Source organism: Microbacterium sp. NPDC006705, assembly GCF_044903545.1.
GTDB classification, from domain to species: Bacteria; Actinomycetota; Actinomycetes; order Actinomycetales; family Microbacteriaceae; genus Microbacterium; species Microbacterium plantarum.
In genome coordinates this window covers 1,060,431-1,076,551 of sequence record NZ_JBJDQQ010000001.1, presented here as the reverse complement: position 1 = coordinate 1,076,551, position 16,121 = coordinate 1,060,431, and the positions used below count along the sequence as shown (strand labels likewise).

Sequence of the window (16,121 nt, the reverse complement as noted above, 5' to 3'; positions counted from 1 at the left end):
CAGGATCGGATGCCGCTGGGGTGCGGGGGCTGTCAGCCCTCGCACCCCAGTCTTTGCTGGATCGAGCGCATCAGGTCGATCTCGGCGCTCTGCGTCTCGATGACGCCGCCGGCGACCTGGACGGCCCGCGGGTCGCTGCCGAGGTCGACGAGAGCCTGCGCCATGGGGATCGCGCCCTCGTGGTGCCGGATCATGAGGCCGAGGAACGTGCAGTCGGCGGCGACCCCGGTCTCGGCATCCAGCTGCGCCAGCTGAGCGGGCGTGGCCATGCCCATCTCGGCGCGGAGCTCTTCGTCGCTCGGCTGCTGCGCTTGAGTCCCGTGGTTGTGAGCGGGGTGCCCGACCATCCACTGCATGAGGGGCGCGGTGGATGCCTGCGGCAGCCCCCACTGGACGAGCCAGTCGTAGAACTCGCCGCGCTGGCCCGCCTGTGCGGTGGCGATATCGAACGCAAGCGTGCGGATGCCCTCATCCTCGGTCTTGCGATAGATCGTCATCGCCATCTCGATCGCCTGCGTGTGGTGCACCTGCATGTCACGGGCGAACCCGGCCTCGGGGGAGGAGCCGCCGGGAACCGACGGGGAGGTGCCGAAGGCGGAGAATCGTCCTACCGCGAATGCCGAGCCCGCGACCGCGAGGACGATGAGGAGCACCGCCCACCAGCGCAGGCCGGTGGATGACGGGACGGGGATCTGCGCGCCCGTCTCCGCCGTGACGTCGTCCGTCACGCCTTGCCGGGGCCGTCGATCGCGCCCGAGCAGATCGCGTTCGGCTCGGGGACGTTCTGGCTGCGCCAGTACTCGGTGAAGAAGTCGCGGATGCGCTCGTCGTCGGCCGAGTCGACCTTCAGCTGCGCGTTCCAGGCGCTCACGGCGATGGGGGTGTCCATGTCGGGGTACGGCGTCAGCAGCGCGTACGTGCTCGGCATGTAGCCCTCGAGGGTCTCGATGTCGGCATCCGATACCTGGGCCGGGTCGTACGTGATCCAGACGGCGCCGTGCTCCATCGAGTGGACCGCGTTCTCGTTCGCCTGCGGCTCGGTGTAGACGCCGCAGTTGAGCCAGTACGGGTTGTGCTCGCCACCGGCCGGCGGGTTCTGCGGGTACTCGACGGTGCCCTCCACGTGCGTCGTGATGTTCTGGAACGTCTCGACGCCGGGGATCTCGCGACCCGTGCTGTTGCCGGCCTCGTACGTGACGGGCCGAGGCGCGAGGATGACCGACGCGGCGATGAGGCCCACCACGGCGACCGCGGCGGTCGAGCCGACGACCCACCACGTCAGCTTGCTGCGACGTCGCTTCGCCAGCTGCTTCTGGTACTCGGCGAGCTTGGCCTGCTTCTGCTGCTCGCGCTGCTGCTTGACGGTGAGGTTGATCTGGGCCTGGGCGGCAGGATTGCCGCTCGTTCGCTTGTCGGCGGACGGAGTCATTGCTGTGACCTCGGTTCGGGGGCAAGGGGAGTGTCGGAGCGCGCGCGGCGCGGAGCCAGCCTATGCGCGTGAATGGTGAATCGGCTGAGAGGCGCGAACGACGCGGAGCGGCGGCGGGTTACGATAGAAGGTCGCTCAAAAACGCTGCTGCCACGAAACGAAGAAGACGTGCCCGAAACTCCTCCCCATCATTCCTCCTCCGCCACCGGGGCGATCCGCACGCTGGGCTCGAACCCGGCTACCGCGCCCATCATGCTGCATCCGGGTGACGCGATCCCGACCTCACGCCGCGTCATCTACATCATCCTGCTCGGCGCGCTGACGGCGCTCGGGCCCTTCACGATCGACCTCTACCTGCCCGCCTTCCCCGCGCTGGAGGCCGACTTCCAGACGACGGCGGCGGCGATTCAGCTGACGCTCACCGGAACGATGGTCGGCTTCGCGCTGGGCCAGCTCATCGTCGGCCCGCTCAGCGACAAGCTGGGGCGCCGGGTCCCGCTGCTGTGCGTGACCGCGCTCCACGTGCTCTCGAGCACGGCCGCCGCCATCGCCCCGACCCTCGAGCTGCTGAGCGCCGCCCGGGTCTTCATGGGGATCGGCGCCGCGGCGGGCGGTGTCGTCGCGATGGCGATCGTGCGCGACCTCTTCGGCGGACGCCGGCTCGTGGTGATGCTCAGCCGACTCGCCCTGGTCTCCGGTGTCGCCCCGGTCGCCGCCCCGCTCGTCGGCTCGGGCCTGCTGACGGTCATGCCCTGGCGCGGCATCTTCGTCGTGCTCGCCGCGTACGGCGCGGTGATGCTGATCGCCTCGCTCTTCCTCGTGCCCGAGACCCTGCCCAAAGCGCGCCGCCGCGACAGCGGTTCCGCCACGGTCTGGCAGCGCTACCGCAGCGTCCTGAGCGATCGCATCTTCATCGGCGTGCTGATCATCGGCGGCATGACCTTCAGCGGACTGTTCTCGTACCTGTCGTCGTCGTCGTTCCTCTTCCAGCAGACCTACGGCTTCGATCCGCAGCAGTACGGCGTCCTGTTCGCCGTCAACTCCCTCGGAGTCGTGCTGGGCGTGCAGACGGCGTCGCGGCTCGCCGCCCGCTTCGGCCCGCAGTGGGTCATGGCGGTCTCGACCGCCGTGCTCGTCATCGCGGGGGCCACCATCATCGTCACCGACCAGCTGGGGCTGGGCCTGTGGGGCACGGTCGTGCCGCTGTTCTTCTTCATCACGGCGTGCGGTTTCACCTTCCCCTGCGTTCAGGTGCTCGCTCTCGACCGTCACGGCCGAGCCGCCGGGACCGCGGCATCCCTGATCGGCGCCGTCAACTTCGGCGTCGCCGGCTTCATCTCGCCGCTCGCGGCGTGGATCTCGGGCGGCTCGGGCATCACCGCGACGACGATGGCCTCGGTGATGGCGGGGTGCGCCGTGGTGGCGGTCCTCTCGCTGTGGCTCGTCGTGCGGCCGCGCAGCGTGCCGCAGCTCTCTCCCTGATCGCTGCTCTCAGCGCAAGGGGCGGGGTCGAATCCGCCGCCGTCGACACAATGGACGGATGAACGACGCTCCGCCGACCGACCCCCGCCGACTCTGGCCGCGCCGCGCCGCCATCGGCTTCGTGCTGGTGGTGGCCGGTGCGCTGCTGGGATGGTGGCTGTTCACGCAGCTCGGCCAGCCCTTCGCGATCGACCGGTGGTGGAACGAGACGCTGCCGGCCGACCCGGGCGCGGTCGGCCTGGTGTTCGGGCTCGTGATGAACCGGATCGGCGGCACGTGGGTCGGCGTCTTCGCGATCCCGATCGCGGTCGCCGTGGCTCTGGTCCTGCTGCGACGGCCCTGGGCTGCGGGCTATTTCCTCGTGGCGTCGGCGCTGAGCGCGCTGGTGGTCCAGCTGATCAAGAACCTCATCGATCGGTCGAGACCCGAAGACATCCTCGTGACGACAGATGCGGGCTCATATCCCTCGGGGCATACGGCAAATGCGGCCACGATCGCGATCGTCGCGATCATCCTCTTCCCGCGCGTCTGGGTCGCGCTCGTCGGAATCGTCTGGACCCTGCTGATGGCGCTCAGCCGTACGGTCGTGCACGCTCACTGGCTCTCCGACACCGTCGGTGGGATGCTGCTGGGCGCCGGCGTCGCCCTGATCGTGGCCGCCATGTTCACCGAGCAGCTCGAACGCGAGCGCCGCGCCGTGCGAGAGCGGCGGGGCTAGGCTCGCCGGCATGAGCGTCTCGCCCGACGACCCGGCCATGCCCTCCGACGACGCGATCGCCGCAGCCGATCTCGCACGACTGCGTGCGGAAGCGGAAGCCGCTGAGGCCGCGCTCGTCGCCGCCCGAGCTCGAGCCGCCCTGGCCGCCGCCGAGGCAGCCGCCGCGCGAGCCGGGTCGGCCCCGGCCGGGGACGCGGCGCCGTCGGCTCCGACCGGCGAACCCGAGCCGTCGGCGGCCGGGGAAGCCGAGCCCTCCGGGGCGGCGGTTCCGCTCGACGGATCCGAGGTCGACGACATCCGCCGGGGCTACACGTTCGACGGTCCCGTCCTCGAGCTCGGGGCGCTCCTGAACGGCGAGCCTCAGCGTGATGCGCCCGTGCGGATCCCGCTGGCGATGACGAATCGTCACGGTCTCGTTGCCGGCGCCACTGGCACCGGCAAGACCCGCACGCTGCAGGTTCTCGTGGAGCAGCTCGCCGCCAACGGCGTGCCGGTGTTCGCGGCCGACATCAAGGGCGATCTCTCGGGTCTTGCCTCGGCGGGCGAGCCGGGCGAGAAGCTCCTCTCGCGAACGAGCGCGATCGGGCAGGACTGGTCGCCGCGTTCTTTCGCGACCGAGTTCCTGGCGCTCGGCGGCCGTGGGGCGGGAACGCCGGTGCGCGCGACCGTCTCCGGCTTCGGCCCGCTGCTGCTGAGCCGCGTGCTCGGACTCAACGCGACGCAGGAGTCGAGTCTCGGTCTCGTCTTCCACTACGCCGACGCGAACGGCCTGGCTCTCGTCGACCTCGCCGATCTGCGGGCGGTGCTGACCTACCTCACGAGCGATGACGGCAAAGCCGAGCTCGCGGAGCTCGGCGGACTCTCCAAGGCGACGGCCGGCGTCATCCTCCGCGAACTCATCACCTTCGCCGACGCCGGGGCGGACGTCTTCTTCGGCGAACCGGAGTTCGACGTCCGAGACCTGATGCGGACCACGGACGCGGGCGAGGGCATCGTCACCCTCCTCGAGGTGCCCGGTGTGGCCGACCGCCCGGTGCTCTACTCGACCTTCCTGATGTACCTGCTCGCGGAGCTGTTCGAGGTGCTGCCCGAGGTGGGTGATGTCGACAAGCCGGAGCTCGTGTTCTTCTTCGACGAGGCGCATCTGCTGTTCCGCGACGCGTCGAAGGACTTCCTCGCCGCGGTGGTGCAGACGGTCCGGCTCATCCGGTCGAAGGGTGTGGGCGTCTTCTTCGTCACGCAGACGCCCAAGGACGTGCCGTCCGATGTGCTGGCGCAGCTCGGCTCGCGCGTACAGCATGCGCTTCGTGCCTTCACCCCGGATGACGTCAAGGCGCTGCGCGCGAGTGTGGGCACCTACCCGCGATCGGGCTACGACCTGGAGAGGGTTCTGCAGGAGCTCGGCACCGGCGAGGCCGTCGTCACCGTCATGAACGAGAAAGGTGCGCCCACCCCCGTCGCGTGGACACGGCTCCGTGCGCCGCAGGCGTCGATGTCGCCGGCAGCGGTGGAGGACGTCCAGGCCCGGGTGGCGGCATCCGAGATCCGGCCGCGTTACGCCGAGGCGGTCGATCGCGAGTCGGCGCGCGAGATCCTCACCGCTCGCATGAACGCCGCGCAGGCGGCTCTCGATGCGGCCGAGGCCGAGGCCGCGCGCCGCAAGGCCGAGCAGGACGCCGCGAAGCTGCGGGCGAAGGCCGACGCCGCCTACGCGAAGGAGCTCGCCGCCATCCGGAAGCAGGCCGCGGCCGACGAGGCGAAGGAGCGACGCGACGACGACCGGATGCTGCGCAGCATGACCTCGAACACGCGCTCGCGCCGGAGAACGCCGGCGGAGCAGATCCTCGGCTCGCGCGCGGCCCAGGAGGTGCTGACCGGCGTCATCCGGGGAATCTTCGGCACCGGACGGCGCTGAGCACCGGACGGCGCTGACGGCGCGCCCGGGACGCGGGCGTCTCAGGGACGGATGATGTCGAGTGGCATCGTCGAGGTGTCGATGCGCGGATCGTCGTCCTGCCCGGCGACGAGCGCCTCGGCCTCGGCGATCGTCTCGACCGTCGGCACCGACCCGAGCAGCGGCCGCTGCGCCGTCTCGCGCATCGCGAAGAGCGCGACGGCCGCGAGCGCCGAGAAGAACATGATGTAGAACGCGGGCATGTAGGTGTTGCCCGTCCACTCGATGAGCGCCTGGCTGAACAGCGGCGTCGTACCGCCGAAGAGCGACACCGCCAGGTTGTACGCGATGCCCATCGCGCCGAAGCGGGTCGCGGTGGGGAACAGCGCCGGCAGGGCGCTCGCCGAGATCGCGACGAACAGTGCGACCGGTACCGCGATGATGCCCAGCGCGATGAACACGGCCCACAGCTCGCCGATCTGCATGACGGCGAAGGCGGGGATCGTCAGGACGAGGGACGCGCCGATCGCGAAAGCGTAGATGCGACGCCGGCCGAACCGGTCGCTGAGGCGCCCGACGAACGGCAGCGTCGCCGACATGACGATCAGCACCGGCACGGTCGCCACCGCGGCCGAGAGGTTCGAGAGTCCGACCTCCTTCTCGAGGTAGGTCGGCATGTAGCTGGTCAGCGCGTAGCCGGCCGTGTTGGTCGCGGCGACGATCGCCACGGCGACCAGGATCGTCCGCCAGTGGTGGCGCAGGATGCCGCCGATGCCGTGACGAGCCATCGGGTCGTCCTTGCTGGGCGCCGCGGCCGACTCCGACTCCTGCTCGAATGCCGGGGTCTCGGGGATGCGCAGGCGGAACCAGATGGCGACGATGCCGAGCGGGATGGCGACGAGGAACGGGATGCGCCAGCCGCCGTCGACCATCGCGTCGGGGCCCCAGAGCCCCTGCGTGATGAGGGTGGTCAGCGCGACGACGGTAGCGCCGGCGGCGAAGCCGACGTACGAGCCGACGTCGAGCCATGATGCCCAGAAACCGCGCGAGCGGTCGGGGGAGAACTCGGTCACATACGTCGACGCCCCGGCGTACTCGCCGCCGGTCGAGAAGCCCTGCACCATCTTCAGCACATACAGGGGGACGACAGCCCAGATACCGATCTGCGCAGACGTCGGCAGCAGTCCGATGAGCGCGGTCGCGGTCGCCATCATCGCCATCGTCAGGAACAGGACCTTCTGGCGCCCGATCCGATCGCCGAGCGGGCCGAGCACGATCCCGCCGAGGGGACGCACGAGGAACGACACGGCGAAGCCGAGGAGCGTCACGAGAAGGCCCCACGGGTCGGGGATGTCTTCCGCGAACACCACCGTCAGGGTCACGGCGAGGTAGCCGTAGATCCCGAAGTCGAACCACTCCATGAAGTTGCCGACGACGGTGCCCGAGATCGCGGTGCGTACCTTCTTGCGTTCGACGACGATGACGTCGTCGATCTCGAGACGTCGGCGGGCAGGCCGCTTGGTGCGCGTGCGTGACATATTCGATTCTCCTCCGGCAGCGCCGCCGGGCTCGGGTCGCCAGACGACTGTCCTTCGCTCACGGGAGCGTAGACCCCGGTGCGGGGTCGTGCGAACCTCGGGGACGGGCGTTGCGGTCCGGTGCGTCGCCGCCTATCGCGCGCGCGTGAGGCGAACGGCCCGTACGCCCGGCCGGCGACCGTCCATCCGTCACGTGTCAAGTCGTGTCGGACGGGGCCGACGGACGCCTACCGTCTGATCATGACCGAGCTGACCGCACCCACCGGACACGAGCCCGAGCTGCAGGCGCAGCCCCGACCGGACGGATCCGCCCCGCGAGCCCTCGTCCTCGGCGCCACCGGGTACATCGGCGGACGGCTGGTGCCTCGCCTCGTCGCGGCGGGGTACCGCGTGCGCGTGCTGGCACGGACGCCCGAGCGGGTCGCCAGCTTCCCGTGGGGAGACGCCGTCGAGATCGTGGGCGGCTCGGCGGACGACGCGGATGCCGTCGCCGAGGCTGTCGACGACGTGGATGTCGTCTACTACCTCATCCACTCGATGGGAGCGGGGGCCGGGTTCGAGGAGGCCGACGAGCGGGCCGCCCGCACGGTCGCTGACGCCGCGGCGGCGGCATCCGTGAAGCGCATCGTCTATCTCGGTGGCCTGCACCCCTCCGATGCGGAGCTCTCGCCGCACCTGCGCTCGCGCGTGGAGGTCGGCGAGATTCTGCTGGAGTCCGGCGTGCCCACCCTCGTGCTGCAGGCGGGAGTCGTCATCGGGTCGGGGTCGGCGTCGTTCGAGATGGTGCGTCATCTCACCGATGTGCTGCCGTACATGCCGGCGCCGAAGTGGGTGCGCAACCGCATCCAGCCGATCGCCGTGCGAGACGTCCTGCACTATCTGCTCGGCGCAGCCCGCGTCGATCCTGAGCTGAACCGTGCCGTCGACATCGGCGGTCCCGACGTCTTGCGGTACGGACAGATGATGAACGGCTATGCCCTCGAGGCGGGCCTGCGGCAGCGCGCGATCGCGGCCCTGCCGGTGCTGACGCCCGGGCTGGCCTCCCACTGGGTCAACCTCGTGACGCCGGTGCCGCGCGCCATCGCCCGCCCGCTCATCGCGTCGCTTCAGAACGAGTGCGTCATGGACGACCATGACATCGACGACATCATCCCGCAGCCCGAGGGCGGCCTGACGTCGTACCGGACGAGCGTGCGGCTGGCGCTGGGCCGGGTGGACGCCGACGAGGTCGAGACGAGCTGGCAGGACGCCGACGTGCTCGGCGCGCCGAGCGATCCGCTGCCGAGCGACCCCGAATGGGCGGGCCGCACCGTGTTCACCGACGAGCGCTCCGCCGAAACGAGCGCGTCGCCCGAGCGACTGTGGGAGGTGATCGCCGGCATCGGCGGGACGAACGGCTGGTACTCGGCTCGCGCGCTGTGGGAGATCCGCGGCTGGATGGACCGTCTCGTCGGCGGCATCGGCCTCGCGCGCGGCCGCCGCAGCCGGGGAAAGGTGCGGGTGGGGGATGCGATCGACTTCTGGCGCGTCGAGGCCGTCGAGGAGGGCCGCCTGCTGCGGCTGCGTGCCGAGATGCGGGTGCCGGGGGAGGCCTGGCTCGAGCTCAAAGTCGCACCGCGGGATGGTGGTGCCCGCTATGAGCAGCGCGCGATCTTCTTCCCGCGCGGACTGGCCGGGCGGCTGTATTGGCTCGGTGTGCTGCCGTTCCACGGGCTCATCTTCACGGCGATGGCCACGCGCATCACGGAGATGGCCGAGGGGAAGGTCGAAGAGGGGCGGATCGCCGTCGAGAACACCCACGCCGACGATGACACCGCCCCCGCGGGCGCGGACGCTTCTAGGGTGGGGTCATGAGCCGCTCCGCCGTCGTCATCACCGTCTCCGACCGCTCAGCGCGCGGCGAGCGTCCGGATGCGGCCGGCCCGGTCGCCGTCGAGGCCTTGCGCGCCGCGGGGTGGGAGTGTGGCGATGCGGTGGTCGTCGCCGACGGAGCCGCCCCCGTCGCCGAGGCGCTGCGCGTCGCGATCGCCGACGGAGCACGCCTGATCGTCACGACGGGCGGCACCGGCGTGGCACCGCGCGACGAGACTCCCGAGGGTACCGGCGAGGTCATCGAGCGCGAGCTGCCCGGCGTGGCCGAAGAGCTGCGACGCCGCGGTGTCGCCGAGACGCCCACTGCGGTGCTCTCACGCGGACGTGCCGGGGTGGCCGGCCGAACGCTCATCGTGAACCTGCCGGGGTCGCCGCGCGCCGTGGCATCCGGCATGGACGTGGTGACGGGAATCGCCGGGCACGTCGTCGCCCAGCTCGACGGGCACGATCACTGATGGGCGAGATCCGCATCGCCCGCATCACCGCGGAGCCTCTCGACGTCTCCCAGCACCTCGAGGCCGTCGATTCATCCGCCGTCGGAGCGGTGACGAGCTTCGTCGGCACCGTGCGCGACCACGACCCGGATGCCGCGGGCACGGTCGCCGCGCTGCGCTACGAGGCACATCCCGATGCCGAGGCGACGCTCCGAGCCATCGCCGAGGCGGCCCTCGGCGACCGTGACGGCATCGTCGCGGTCAGTCACCGCATCGGCGACCTCGCGGTGGGGGACGCCGCGGTCGTCATCGCGGTGGGCACGGCGCACCGGGGCGACGCGTTCGACGTCTGCCGCGAGCTGATCGAGGCGATCAAACGCGAGCTGCCGATCTGGAAGCAGCAGATCGAGGCCGATGGCACGACGGCGTGGAAGGGGATCGGCGGCTGATCGCGTCGAACCCGGGCCATCTCAGCCGCCCGCGAAGGGCGGCAGGATGTCGACGGTGACGTCGGGGCCGATCTCGGTGGTGTCGGCGACGCGTGCGCCGTCGACCAGGATGGCGCACTTCGGCAGGATGGCCGCCAGCCCAGTGATCTCGCGCGACAACGCGTCGCGCAGGGCGCCGAGGGTCGTCTCGGAGCGATGCTCTTCGTTCCGGCCGGCGCGTTCAGCGGCGGCGGCGAAGTAGCGCACGCGGGCCATCAGGCGTCCTCGCCGGGACGTCGCCAGTCGCCGCTGCGGCCACCGGATTTCGCGGTGATGCGGACGTTCTCGATCGAGGTCGCCTTATCGAGGCCCTTCACCATGTCGACCACGGCGAGGGCGGCGACCGAGACCGAGGTGAGCGCCTCCATCTCGACGCCGGTGCGGTCGGCGGTGCGTGCGGTCGCCTCGATCTCGATGCCGTCGTCGGTGATGTCGAGGTCGACGACGACGCCGTGCACGCCGATCACATGCGCCAGCGGAAGCAGCTCGGGGGTGCGCTTCGCGGCCTGGATGCCGGCGATGCGTGCGACGGCGAGGACGTCGCCCTTCGGCACGGCGCCGTCGCGCAGCGCTGCGACCACCTCGGGCGAGCAGCGGACGAATCCGCGAGCAGTCGCCGCGCGGACGGTCGGCTGCTTCGCGGTGACGTCGACCATGCGGGCGTGACCGGCGTCGTCGAGGTGTGTGAAGCTCATGCCCTCATCCTTCCAGCAGCACGACGTCGATGAGGTCGCCGGGCTCGACGACGGCCGTCTCCTCCGGGACGACCGCATACGCCTCGGCGAGGGCGAGTGCGCCCGCGAGGTGCGAGCCCGAGCCGCCCGGTGTCGCCGGGCGCACGGACCATCCTGCAGGGTCGGTGCGGTCGACCACCGCGGGCAGGTACTGCCGGCGACCCGGTGGCGTGCGCCAGGACTCGGCCGCGGGAAGCCGAAGCGCCGGCCGCCGCAGGTCGGAGCGGCCCTGGAGGGCGAGCAGGGCAGGGCGCACGAACACCTCGAACGACACCGCCGCACTCACCGGGTTGCCCGGCAGGCCGAAGACGAGCGTTCCCGACGGCAGGACCCCGAAGGCCTGCGGCTTGCCCGGCTGCATCGCCACCCGCGAGAAACGCAGCGCGTCGCCCAGTTCGGTCTTGACGACCTCGTAGGCGCCCGCGCTCACCCCGCCCGAGGTGATGACGACGTCCGCTCGGGATCCGCCGGTCGTGGCCGCGGCGATCTCGTGCCGGAAGGCGGCGCCGCCGTCGTCGACGTGCACGCGGCGGATGACCGTACCGCCCGCCTGACGGCTGAGCGCTTCGAGCAGCAGGCCGTTCGACTCGGGGATCTGTCCGCGGATGCGTGGGAAGCCGGGCTCGACGAGCTCGCTGCCGGTCGAGATGACGACGACGCGCGGGGACTCCGAGATGGTGACCCGGGCGATGTCGGCGGCGGCGAGGGCCGCCAGCTGCCGCGGGCCGAGCAGCGTCCCGGCGTCCAGCACCGTGTCGCCGGGGCGGATGTCGTCGTGTGCGCGCCGGACGAACATGCCCCGCCTCGCGGGGGCGGTGAGCACGCGTGCGGTCGTCAGCGAATCATCGAGGCCGCCCGCGGTGTCTTCGAACGGCACGATGGTGTCGGCGCTGCTGGGCACCGGGGAGCCCGTCATGATGCGTGCGGCCTCGCCGGGGGTCAGATGCGGATCGTCCGCCGTGCCGGCCGGCAGATCGGCGATGACCGCGAGGTCGACGGGACGCTCGTCGGACGCCGTTGCGACATCGTCGAAGCGCACCGCGAAGCCGTCCATCGCCGAGTTGTCGAAGTCGGGGATCCCCCCGCGCGCGATCGCAGCCTCGCGCAGGACGCAGCCGGCGGCGTCGGCGAGCCCGGCCGTGCGGGTCGGCAGCGGGCGGACGGCGGCGAGGACGTCCGCGAGCTGCTCCTCGACGGTGCGCAGCCCGCCGCTCACGACTGCCACCGTGCGAGCCCGCCCGCGAGCACGGATGCCGCGACACCGCGGCCCCGGAGGGCATCCGCCGCGCGATGGGCGCGGATGCCGTGCGCGCACACCACCACGACCCGGTCGGCACCGGCGAGGCTCGGATCAGCGAGAAGCTCGCCGAGCGGTACCAGCACCGAGCCGGGCAGCACACCGGTCGCCGTCTCGTGGGGCTCCCGCACATCGAGCACCACCGCGCCGACGGACTGCTGCGCTCGGAGCTGCTCGAGATCGACCTCGGGTGCCGCGGTCCGTCTCGGCTCTGCAGGGGGCGGAGGAACCGCGGCCGGGGACGCCGCACTCGACGCCGCGCGCAGCGGGACCTCGCGCTGGGCGCCGGTGAGGGCATCGACGACGGCCAGCCGGCCGAGGAGCGGTTCGCCGACCCCGGTGATGAGCTTGATCGCCTCGGTCGCGAGCATCCCGCCCACCGTCATGCAGAGGGACCCGAGCACGCCCACCTCGGCGCACGTCGGCAGGTCGTCCGCGCTGCCCGCGGGGTAGAGGTCGTCGAGGCCGACGGCCGGAACGCCTGCCGGCGGCGCGGTCCAGAAGACGGTGACCTGCGCGTGGAACTCCTGGATGACGCCCCAGACGAGCGGCAGCCCGAGTGCCGCGCATGCCGCGGCCACGACGGTGCGGGTCTCGAACGTGTCGGTGCCGTCGATGACGAGGTCGCTCGCCGCCAGCAGACGCGACGCGTTATCGGCATCCAGCCGCTCGCGGCGCGTCTCGATCCGGGTCTCGGGCGACAATGCGGTGGCGGCTCGGACCGCGGAGGCGACCTTCGGTGAACCGACGTCGTCGACGCGATGGATCACCTGCCGCTGGAGATTGGCGTACTCGACCACGTCGTCGTCGATGACGGTGATCGTCCCGACCCCGGCGGCGGCGAGGGCGAGGATCACCGGCGAGCCGAGACCGCCGGCGCCGACGACCGCGACGCGGGCCGCCGCCAGCCGTCGCTGACCCTGGTCGCCCAGGCCCGCGAGGACGGCATGCCTCGCGGTGCGCTCGCGCTCACGATTCGACAGGGTCTCGGCGGGATCGACGAGGGGCGGCAGGGTCATGGGATCAGGCTAGACGCGCATAGGGGTACCCGGGGCGGGCGCGGGTGGGACCCGGGCGAGCATCCGCGGATGCGGCGGATTCGGCCCCCCTCTTCCGCAGTTGCGGGTATGTTCGGCCCATGACGACGTATCGCATCTCGGAGGCGGCCCGCCTGCTCGGAGTCAGCGACGACACCGTGCGCCGCTGGATCGAGCAGGGTGTCCTTCCGGTCTCGGGTGACAGCCCGGCGAGGGTGCCCGGCGACGCGCTCGCCGCGCACGCGGTCGAGCTCGCTTCCGCCGCGGCGGACCCCTCCGACCGACTCTCGAGCGCCCGCAACCGCTTCGTCGGCCTTGTCACCCGCGTGCAGATCGACGGGGTGATGGCCCAGGTCGACGTGCAGTCGGGACCGCACCGCATCGTGTCGCTCATGTCGGCCGAGGCGGCGCGCGAACTCGAGCTCGAACCCGGATCGCTCGCGGTCGCGGTCGTGAAGGCCACGACGGTCGTGGTCGAGACTCCGAAGGACTGAGCCGTGCGCACACGGCGAATCACCGTCGCCGCCCTCGCGGCTGTCATGCTCCTCCTGGAGGGGTGCGCCGCGGGCGGCGTCGCGGAGTCGGGGCCGGGCACCGCGGAATCCGAGGTCTCGGGCGAGGTCACCGTCTTCGCTGCCGCGTCGCTGAAGACGGGATTCGACGAGCTGGCGTCGCAGTTCGAGCAGCGGCATCCCTCCGTCACGATCTCGCCCATCAGCTACGACGGGTCGTCGACGCTCGCGACGCAGCTGATCGAGGGAGCCCCCGGCGACGTGTTCGCCTCGGCCGACGAGGCGAACATGCAGAAGGTCGTCGACGCCGGGCTCGCCGCCGCCCCGGACGTCTTCGCGACGAACCGGCTCACCCTCGTGGTGCCGGCCGGGAACCCCGGTTCGATCACCGGCCTGGCAGACCTCGCCGACGCCGACCGCACCGTCGTGCTGTGCGCACAGGCGGTGCCGTGCGGCGCGGCCTCGGAGACGCTTCTCAGCGACGCAGGTGTCACTCCGAGCGTCGACAGCTACGAGCAGAACGTCACCGCGGTGCTGACGAAGGTCGCGGGCGGTGAGGCCGATGCCGGCCTCGTCTACGTCACGGATGCCGCCCTTACCGGCGATGTCGAGACGGTGGAGGTCGCCGGCGCCGAGCGAGTCGTCAACCGGTATCCGATCGCGGCGCTCGCCGACGCGCGGTCGCCCGAGGCCGCCGCGGAGTTCGTCGCCTACGTGCTGTCCGAAGACGGCCAGGCGGTGCTGCGCCGTCTCGGCTTCGGGGCGCCGTGAGCGGCGGTGGGGTAGGCGGTCACCGGGCGACGCGCCGCAGTGCGCCGGGGTATGTGCCGCGCGTCCTCCTGGTGCCGGCGGTCGTCGGGCTCGCGCTGCTCGTGGTCCCGCTGGCCGCCCTGGTGGGCCGCGTCGACCCCGCGACGGTGTGGACCGACGTCACGTCGCCCGAGGCCGGCGCGGCGCTCGCGCTCTCGCTGCAGACCGCGCTCGCGGCCACCGCTGCGTGCATCGTGCTCGGCGTTCCGCTCGCCCTGACGATCGCCCGGGTAGGCGCCCGCGGAGCGGCGGTGCTGCGAGCCATCGTGACGGTCCCGCTCGTGCTGCCCCCCATGGTCGGCGGCGTCGCCCTGCTGTTCCTGTTCGGGCGGACCGGCTGGCTGGGCGCGATGCTCGGCGAAGCCGGCATCCGCATCCCGTTCACCACCGTGGCTGTCGTGATCGCGCAGACTTTCGTCGCTCTGCCCTTCCTCGTGCTCGCGCTCGAGGGCGCACTCCGGGCCACGGGAGTCGGGTACGAGCAGACCGCCGCCGCGCTCGGGGCGGGACGGTGGCGCATCCTGTTCCGGGTCACCCTGCCGCTCGCCGCGCCCGGGCTCATCGCGGGGACCGTGCTGTGCTTCGCCCGCGCCCTCGGCGAGTTCGGCGCCACCGCACTGTTCGCCGGCAACGCGCCCGGCGTCACGCAGACGATGCCGCTGGCGATCTACACGGCGTTCAACGGTGCCGGGGTGTCGCAGGGCACGGCTGTGGCACTGGCGCTCCTCCTGCTCATCACGGCGATCGCCGCGCTTCTGCTCGTGCGGGCCTGGCGGCCGGGCGGTGCCCGATGAGTGCCCGGCTCACGGCACGCGTCCGGGTGCAGCGGCCCGGCCTCACCGTGACCGTCGACCTCGTCGCCGAACCGGGGGAGGTCGTCGCGGTCATGGGGCCGAGCGGCGCGGGGAAGACGACGGTGCTCGAGGCGATCGCGGGCCTCGTGCCGCTCGACGCGGGATCGATCCGCGTCGACGACGACGAGGTCGCGAGCCCCCGCAGGCGCGTGGCGCCGCAGCACCGCGGCATCGTGATGCTGCGTCAGGACCCCGGCCTCTTCCCGCACCTCTCGGCGCGCGAGAACGTGGCCTTCGGGCTCCGCTCTCGCAAAGAGCCGGCACGCCGGGCGCGCCTCATCGCCGACGAATGGCTCGAGCGGGTCGGGCTCGCCGGGGTCGGCGGCCGGCATCCCCGGGAGCTCTCCGGGGGGCAGCAGCAGCGCGTCGCCCTCGCCCGCGCGCTCGCGGCGCGGCCGCGCGTCATCCTGCTCGACGAGCCGTTCACGGCGCTCGATCCGGCGACGGCCGCGTCACTGCGGGCGATGCTCGGCGAACAGCTGCGGGCTGCCGGGGCGACGGCCGTGATCGTCAGCCACGACGCCCTCGATGCGGCGGCGGTGGCCGATCGGCTGGTGGTGCTCGAAGCGGGACTCGTGACCCAGAGCGGCGCCGTCCGAGAGGTGCTGCGGACCCCCGCCACGGCGTTCGGTGCTGCCATCGCGGGAGTGAACCGTGTCGTCGGCAACGTGGTCGGCCAGGGCGATGACACGGTCTGGCAGGCCGGCACCCTCGCGGTGCCCCGGCCCGGCGCGGACGGTGGTGCCGCTGCCGCTCTGTTCCGCCCGAGCGACGTCCGGCTCGAGGGGGTCGCGGCCGGCGACGGGCTCGCGCGGTCGGGGGCTGCGCCGTCGGACGCCGACCGCGTCGTGTGGTGGGCTCGCGTCGTTCGGCTCGAGCCCACCGTCGGCGGAGTCCGGGTGATCGTCTCCGATCCGCCGGCGGCGGTCGACATCCCGGTGGATCTGGCCGCGGACCTCGGCGCGGGCGGCCTCGTGCAGCTCTCGCTGCCGACCGCCGCGATCACATGGGACTGAGTGGCA

At 72.0% G+C, this 16,121-nt stretch carries 17 protein-coding genes; 10 read left to right on the top strand and 7 right to left on the bottom strand.

What is annotated here, in order from left to right; genetic code table 11:
• Positions 1 to 32 precede the first annotated feature (32 nt).
• Together ACI2K6_RS05160 and ACI2K6_RS05155 are read right to left on the bottom strand one after the other, a co-directional pair.
• Positions 33 to 728, bottom strand: coding sequence for a DUF305 domain-containing protein (locus ACI2K6_RS05160; protein WP_337994937.1), 696 nt, complete (start codon positions 726 to 728; stop codon positions 33 to 35).
• Entirely contained in the window at positions 725 to 1,429 is a 705-nt protein-coding gene (locus tag ACI2K6_RS05155) for a DUF3105 domain-containing protein (protein WP_112613535.1), read from the bottom strand. Before ACI2K6_RS05155 ends, ACI2K6_RS05160 begins: the two co-directional genes overlap by 4 nt.
• 252 nt (positions 1,430 to 1,681) lie before the next feature.
• Here ACI2K6_RS05155 and ACI2K6_RS05150 point away from each other — a divergent pair, with 252 nt between their 5' ends.
• From ACI2K6_RS05150 to ACI2K6_RS05140, 3 genes are read left to right on the top strand one after another with little or no spacing between them, the layout of a single operon-like run.
• The gene (locus ACI2K6_RS05150) at positions 1,682 to 2,911 is read left to right on the top strand and encodes a multidrug effflux MFS transporter (protein WP_094262140.1); all 1,230 of its coding nucleotides are present in this window, start codon (positions 1,682 to 1,684) and stop codon (positions 2,909 to 2,911) included.
• 58 nt (positions 2,912 to 2,969) lie between these two features.
• A complete protein-coding gene (locus tag ACI2K6_RS05145) occupies positions 2,970 to 3,629 on the top strand; it encodes a phosphatase PAP2 family protein (RefSeq protein ID WP_404568213.1) in 660 nt (219 codons plus the stop codon).
• A 10-nt stretch (positions 3,630 to 3,639) separates the two neighbouring features.
• A complete protein-coding gene (locus ACI2K6_RS05140; RefSeq protein ID WP_404568212.1) occupies positions 3,640 to 5,544 on the top strand; it encodes a helicase HerA-like domain-containing protein in 1,905 nt (634 codons plus the stop codon).
• 41 nt (positions 5,545 to 5,585) lie between these two features.
• Here ACI2K6_RS05140 and ACI2K6_RS05135 read toward each other — a convergent pair whose 3' ends face one another.
• Complete coding sequence (locus ACI2K6_RS05135; protein WP_404568211.1) at positions 5,586 to 7,061, bottom strand: MFS transporter; 1,476 nt, start codon at positions 7,059 to 7,061, stop codon at positions 5,586 to 5,588.
• Between the two features lie 240 nt (positions 7,062 to 7,301).
• Here ACI2K6_RS05135 and ACI2K6_RS05130 point away from each other — a divergent pair, with 240 nt between their 5' ends.
• Genes ACI2K6_RS05130 through ACI2K6_RS05120 form a run of 3 tightly spaced genes read left to right on the top strand, consistent with a single transcriptional unit; the run spans position 7,302 to position 9,816 of the window.
• Positions 7,302 to 8,915, top strand: coding sequence for an SDR family oxidoreductase (locus ACI2K6_RS05130; protein ID WP_404568210.1), 1,614 nt, complete (start codon positions 7,302 to 7,304; stop codon positions 8,913 to 8,915).
• On the top strand, positions 8,912 to 9,388 hold the full coding sequence (locus ACI2K6_RS05125; protein ID WP_282502200.1) for a molybdenum cofactor biosynthesis protein B: 477 nt from the start codon (positions 8,912 to 8,914) through the stop codon (positions 9,386 to 9,388). The genes ACI2K6_RS05130 and ACI2K6_RS05125 overlap by 4 nt, the downstream gene beginning before the upstream one ends.
• Positions 9,388 to 9,816: a molybdenum cofactor biosynthesis protein MoaE gene (locus ACI2K6_RS05120; protein ID WP_404568209.1), complete on the top strand. Its 429-nt coding sequence runs from the start codon at positions 9,388 to 9,390 to the stop codon at positions 9,814 to 9,816. The genes ACI2K6_RS05125 and ACI2K6_RS05120 overlap by 1 nt, the downstream gene beginning before the upstream one ends.
• Before the next feature lie 21 nt (positions 9,817 to 9,837).
• On the opposite strand, the gene ACI2K6_RS05115 is transcribed toward ACI2K6_RS05120, so the two are convergent.
• Genes ACI2K6_RS05115 through ACI2K6_RS05100 form a run of 4 tightly spaced genes read right to left on the bottom strand, consistent with a single transcriptional unit; the run spans position 9,838 to position 12,905 of the window.
• On the bottom strand, positions 9,838 to 10,071 hold the full coding sequence (locus ACI2K6_RS05115; protein WP_112613540.1) for a MoaD/ThiS family protein: 234 nt from the start codon (positions 10,069 to 10,071) through the stop codon (positions 9,838 to 9,840).
• Positions 10,071 to 10,550: a cyclic pyranopterin monophosphate synthase MoaC gene (gene moaC / locus ACI2K6_RS05110; RefSeq protein ID WP_112613541.1), complete on the bottom strand. Its 480-nt coding sequence runs from the start codon at positions 10,548 to 10,550 to the stop codon at positions 10,071 to 10,073. The genes ACI2K6_RS05115 and moaC overlap by 1 nt, the downstream gene beginning before the upstream one ends.
• A gap of 4 nt (positions 10,551 to 10,554) precedes the next feature.
• Positions 10,555 to 11,814: a gephyrin-like molybdotransferase Glp gene (gene glp / locus ACI2K6_RS05105; protein ID WP_404568208.1), complete on the bottom strand. Its 1,260-nt coding sequence runs from the start codon at positions 11,812 to 11,814 to the stop codon at positions 10,555 to 10,557.
• Positions 11,802 to 12,905, bottom strand: coding sequence for a ThiF family adenylyltransferase (locus ACI2K6_RS05100; protein WP_404568207.1), 1,104 nt, complete (start codon positions 12,903 to 12,905; stop codon positions 11,802 to 11,804). The genes glp and ACI2K6_RS05100 overlap by 13 nt, the downstream gene beginning before the upstream one ends.
• A 119-nt stretch (positions 12,906 to 13,024) precedes the next feature.
• Here ACI2K6_RS05100 and ACI2K6_RS05095 point away from each other — a divergent pair, with 119 nt between their 5' ends.
• From ACI2K6_RS05095 to ACI2K6_RS05080, 4 genes are read left to right on the top strand one after another with little or no spacing between them, the layout of a single operon-like run.
• Positions 13,025 to 13,417, top strand: a complete 393-nt coding sequence (locus ACI2K6_RS05095; protein WP_112613545.1) for a molybdopterin-binding protein — start codon at positions 13,025 to 13,027, stop codon at positions 13,415 to 13,417.
• 3 nt (positions 13,418 to 13,420) lie between these two features.
• A complete protein-coding gene (modA, locus tag ACI2K6_RS05090; protein ID WP_274177462.1) occupies positions 13,421 to 14,206 on the top strand; it encodes a molybdate ABC transporter substrate-binding protein in 786 nt (261 codons plus the stop codon).
• 53 nt (positions 14,207 to 14,259) lie between these two features.
• Complete coding sequence (locus tag ACI2K6_RS05085) at positions 14,260 to 15,039, top strand: ABC transporter permease (RefSeq protein WP_404568206.1); 780 nt, start codon at positions 14,260 to 14,262, stop codon at positions 15,037 to 15,039.
• Entirely contained in the window at positions 15,036 to 16,115 is a 1,080-nt protein-coding gene (locus tag ACI2K6_RS05080) for an ABC transporter ATP-binding protein (RefSeq protein ID WP_404568205.1), read from the top strand. The genes ACI2K6_RS05085 and ACI2K6_RS05080 overlap by 4 nt, the downstream gene beginning before the upstream one ends.
• Positions 16,116 to 16,121: the final 6 nt, after the last annotated feature.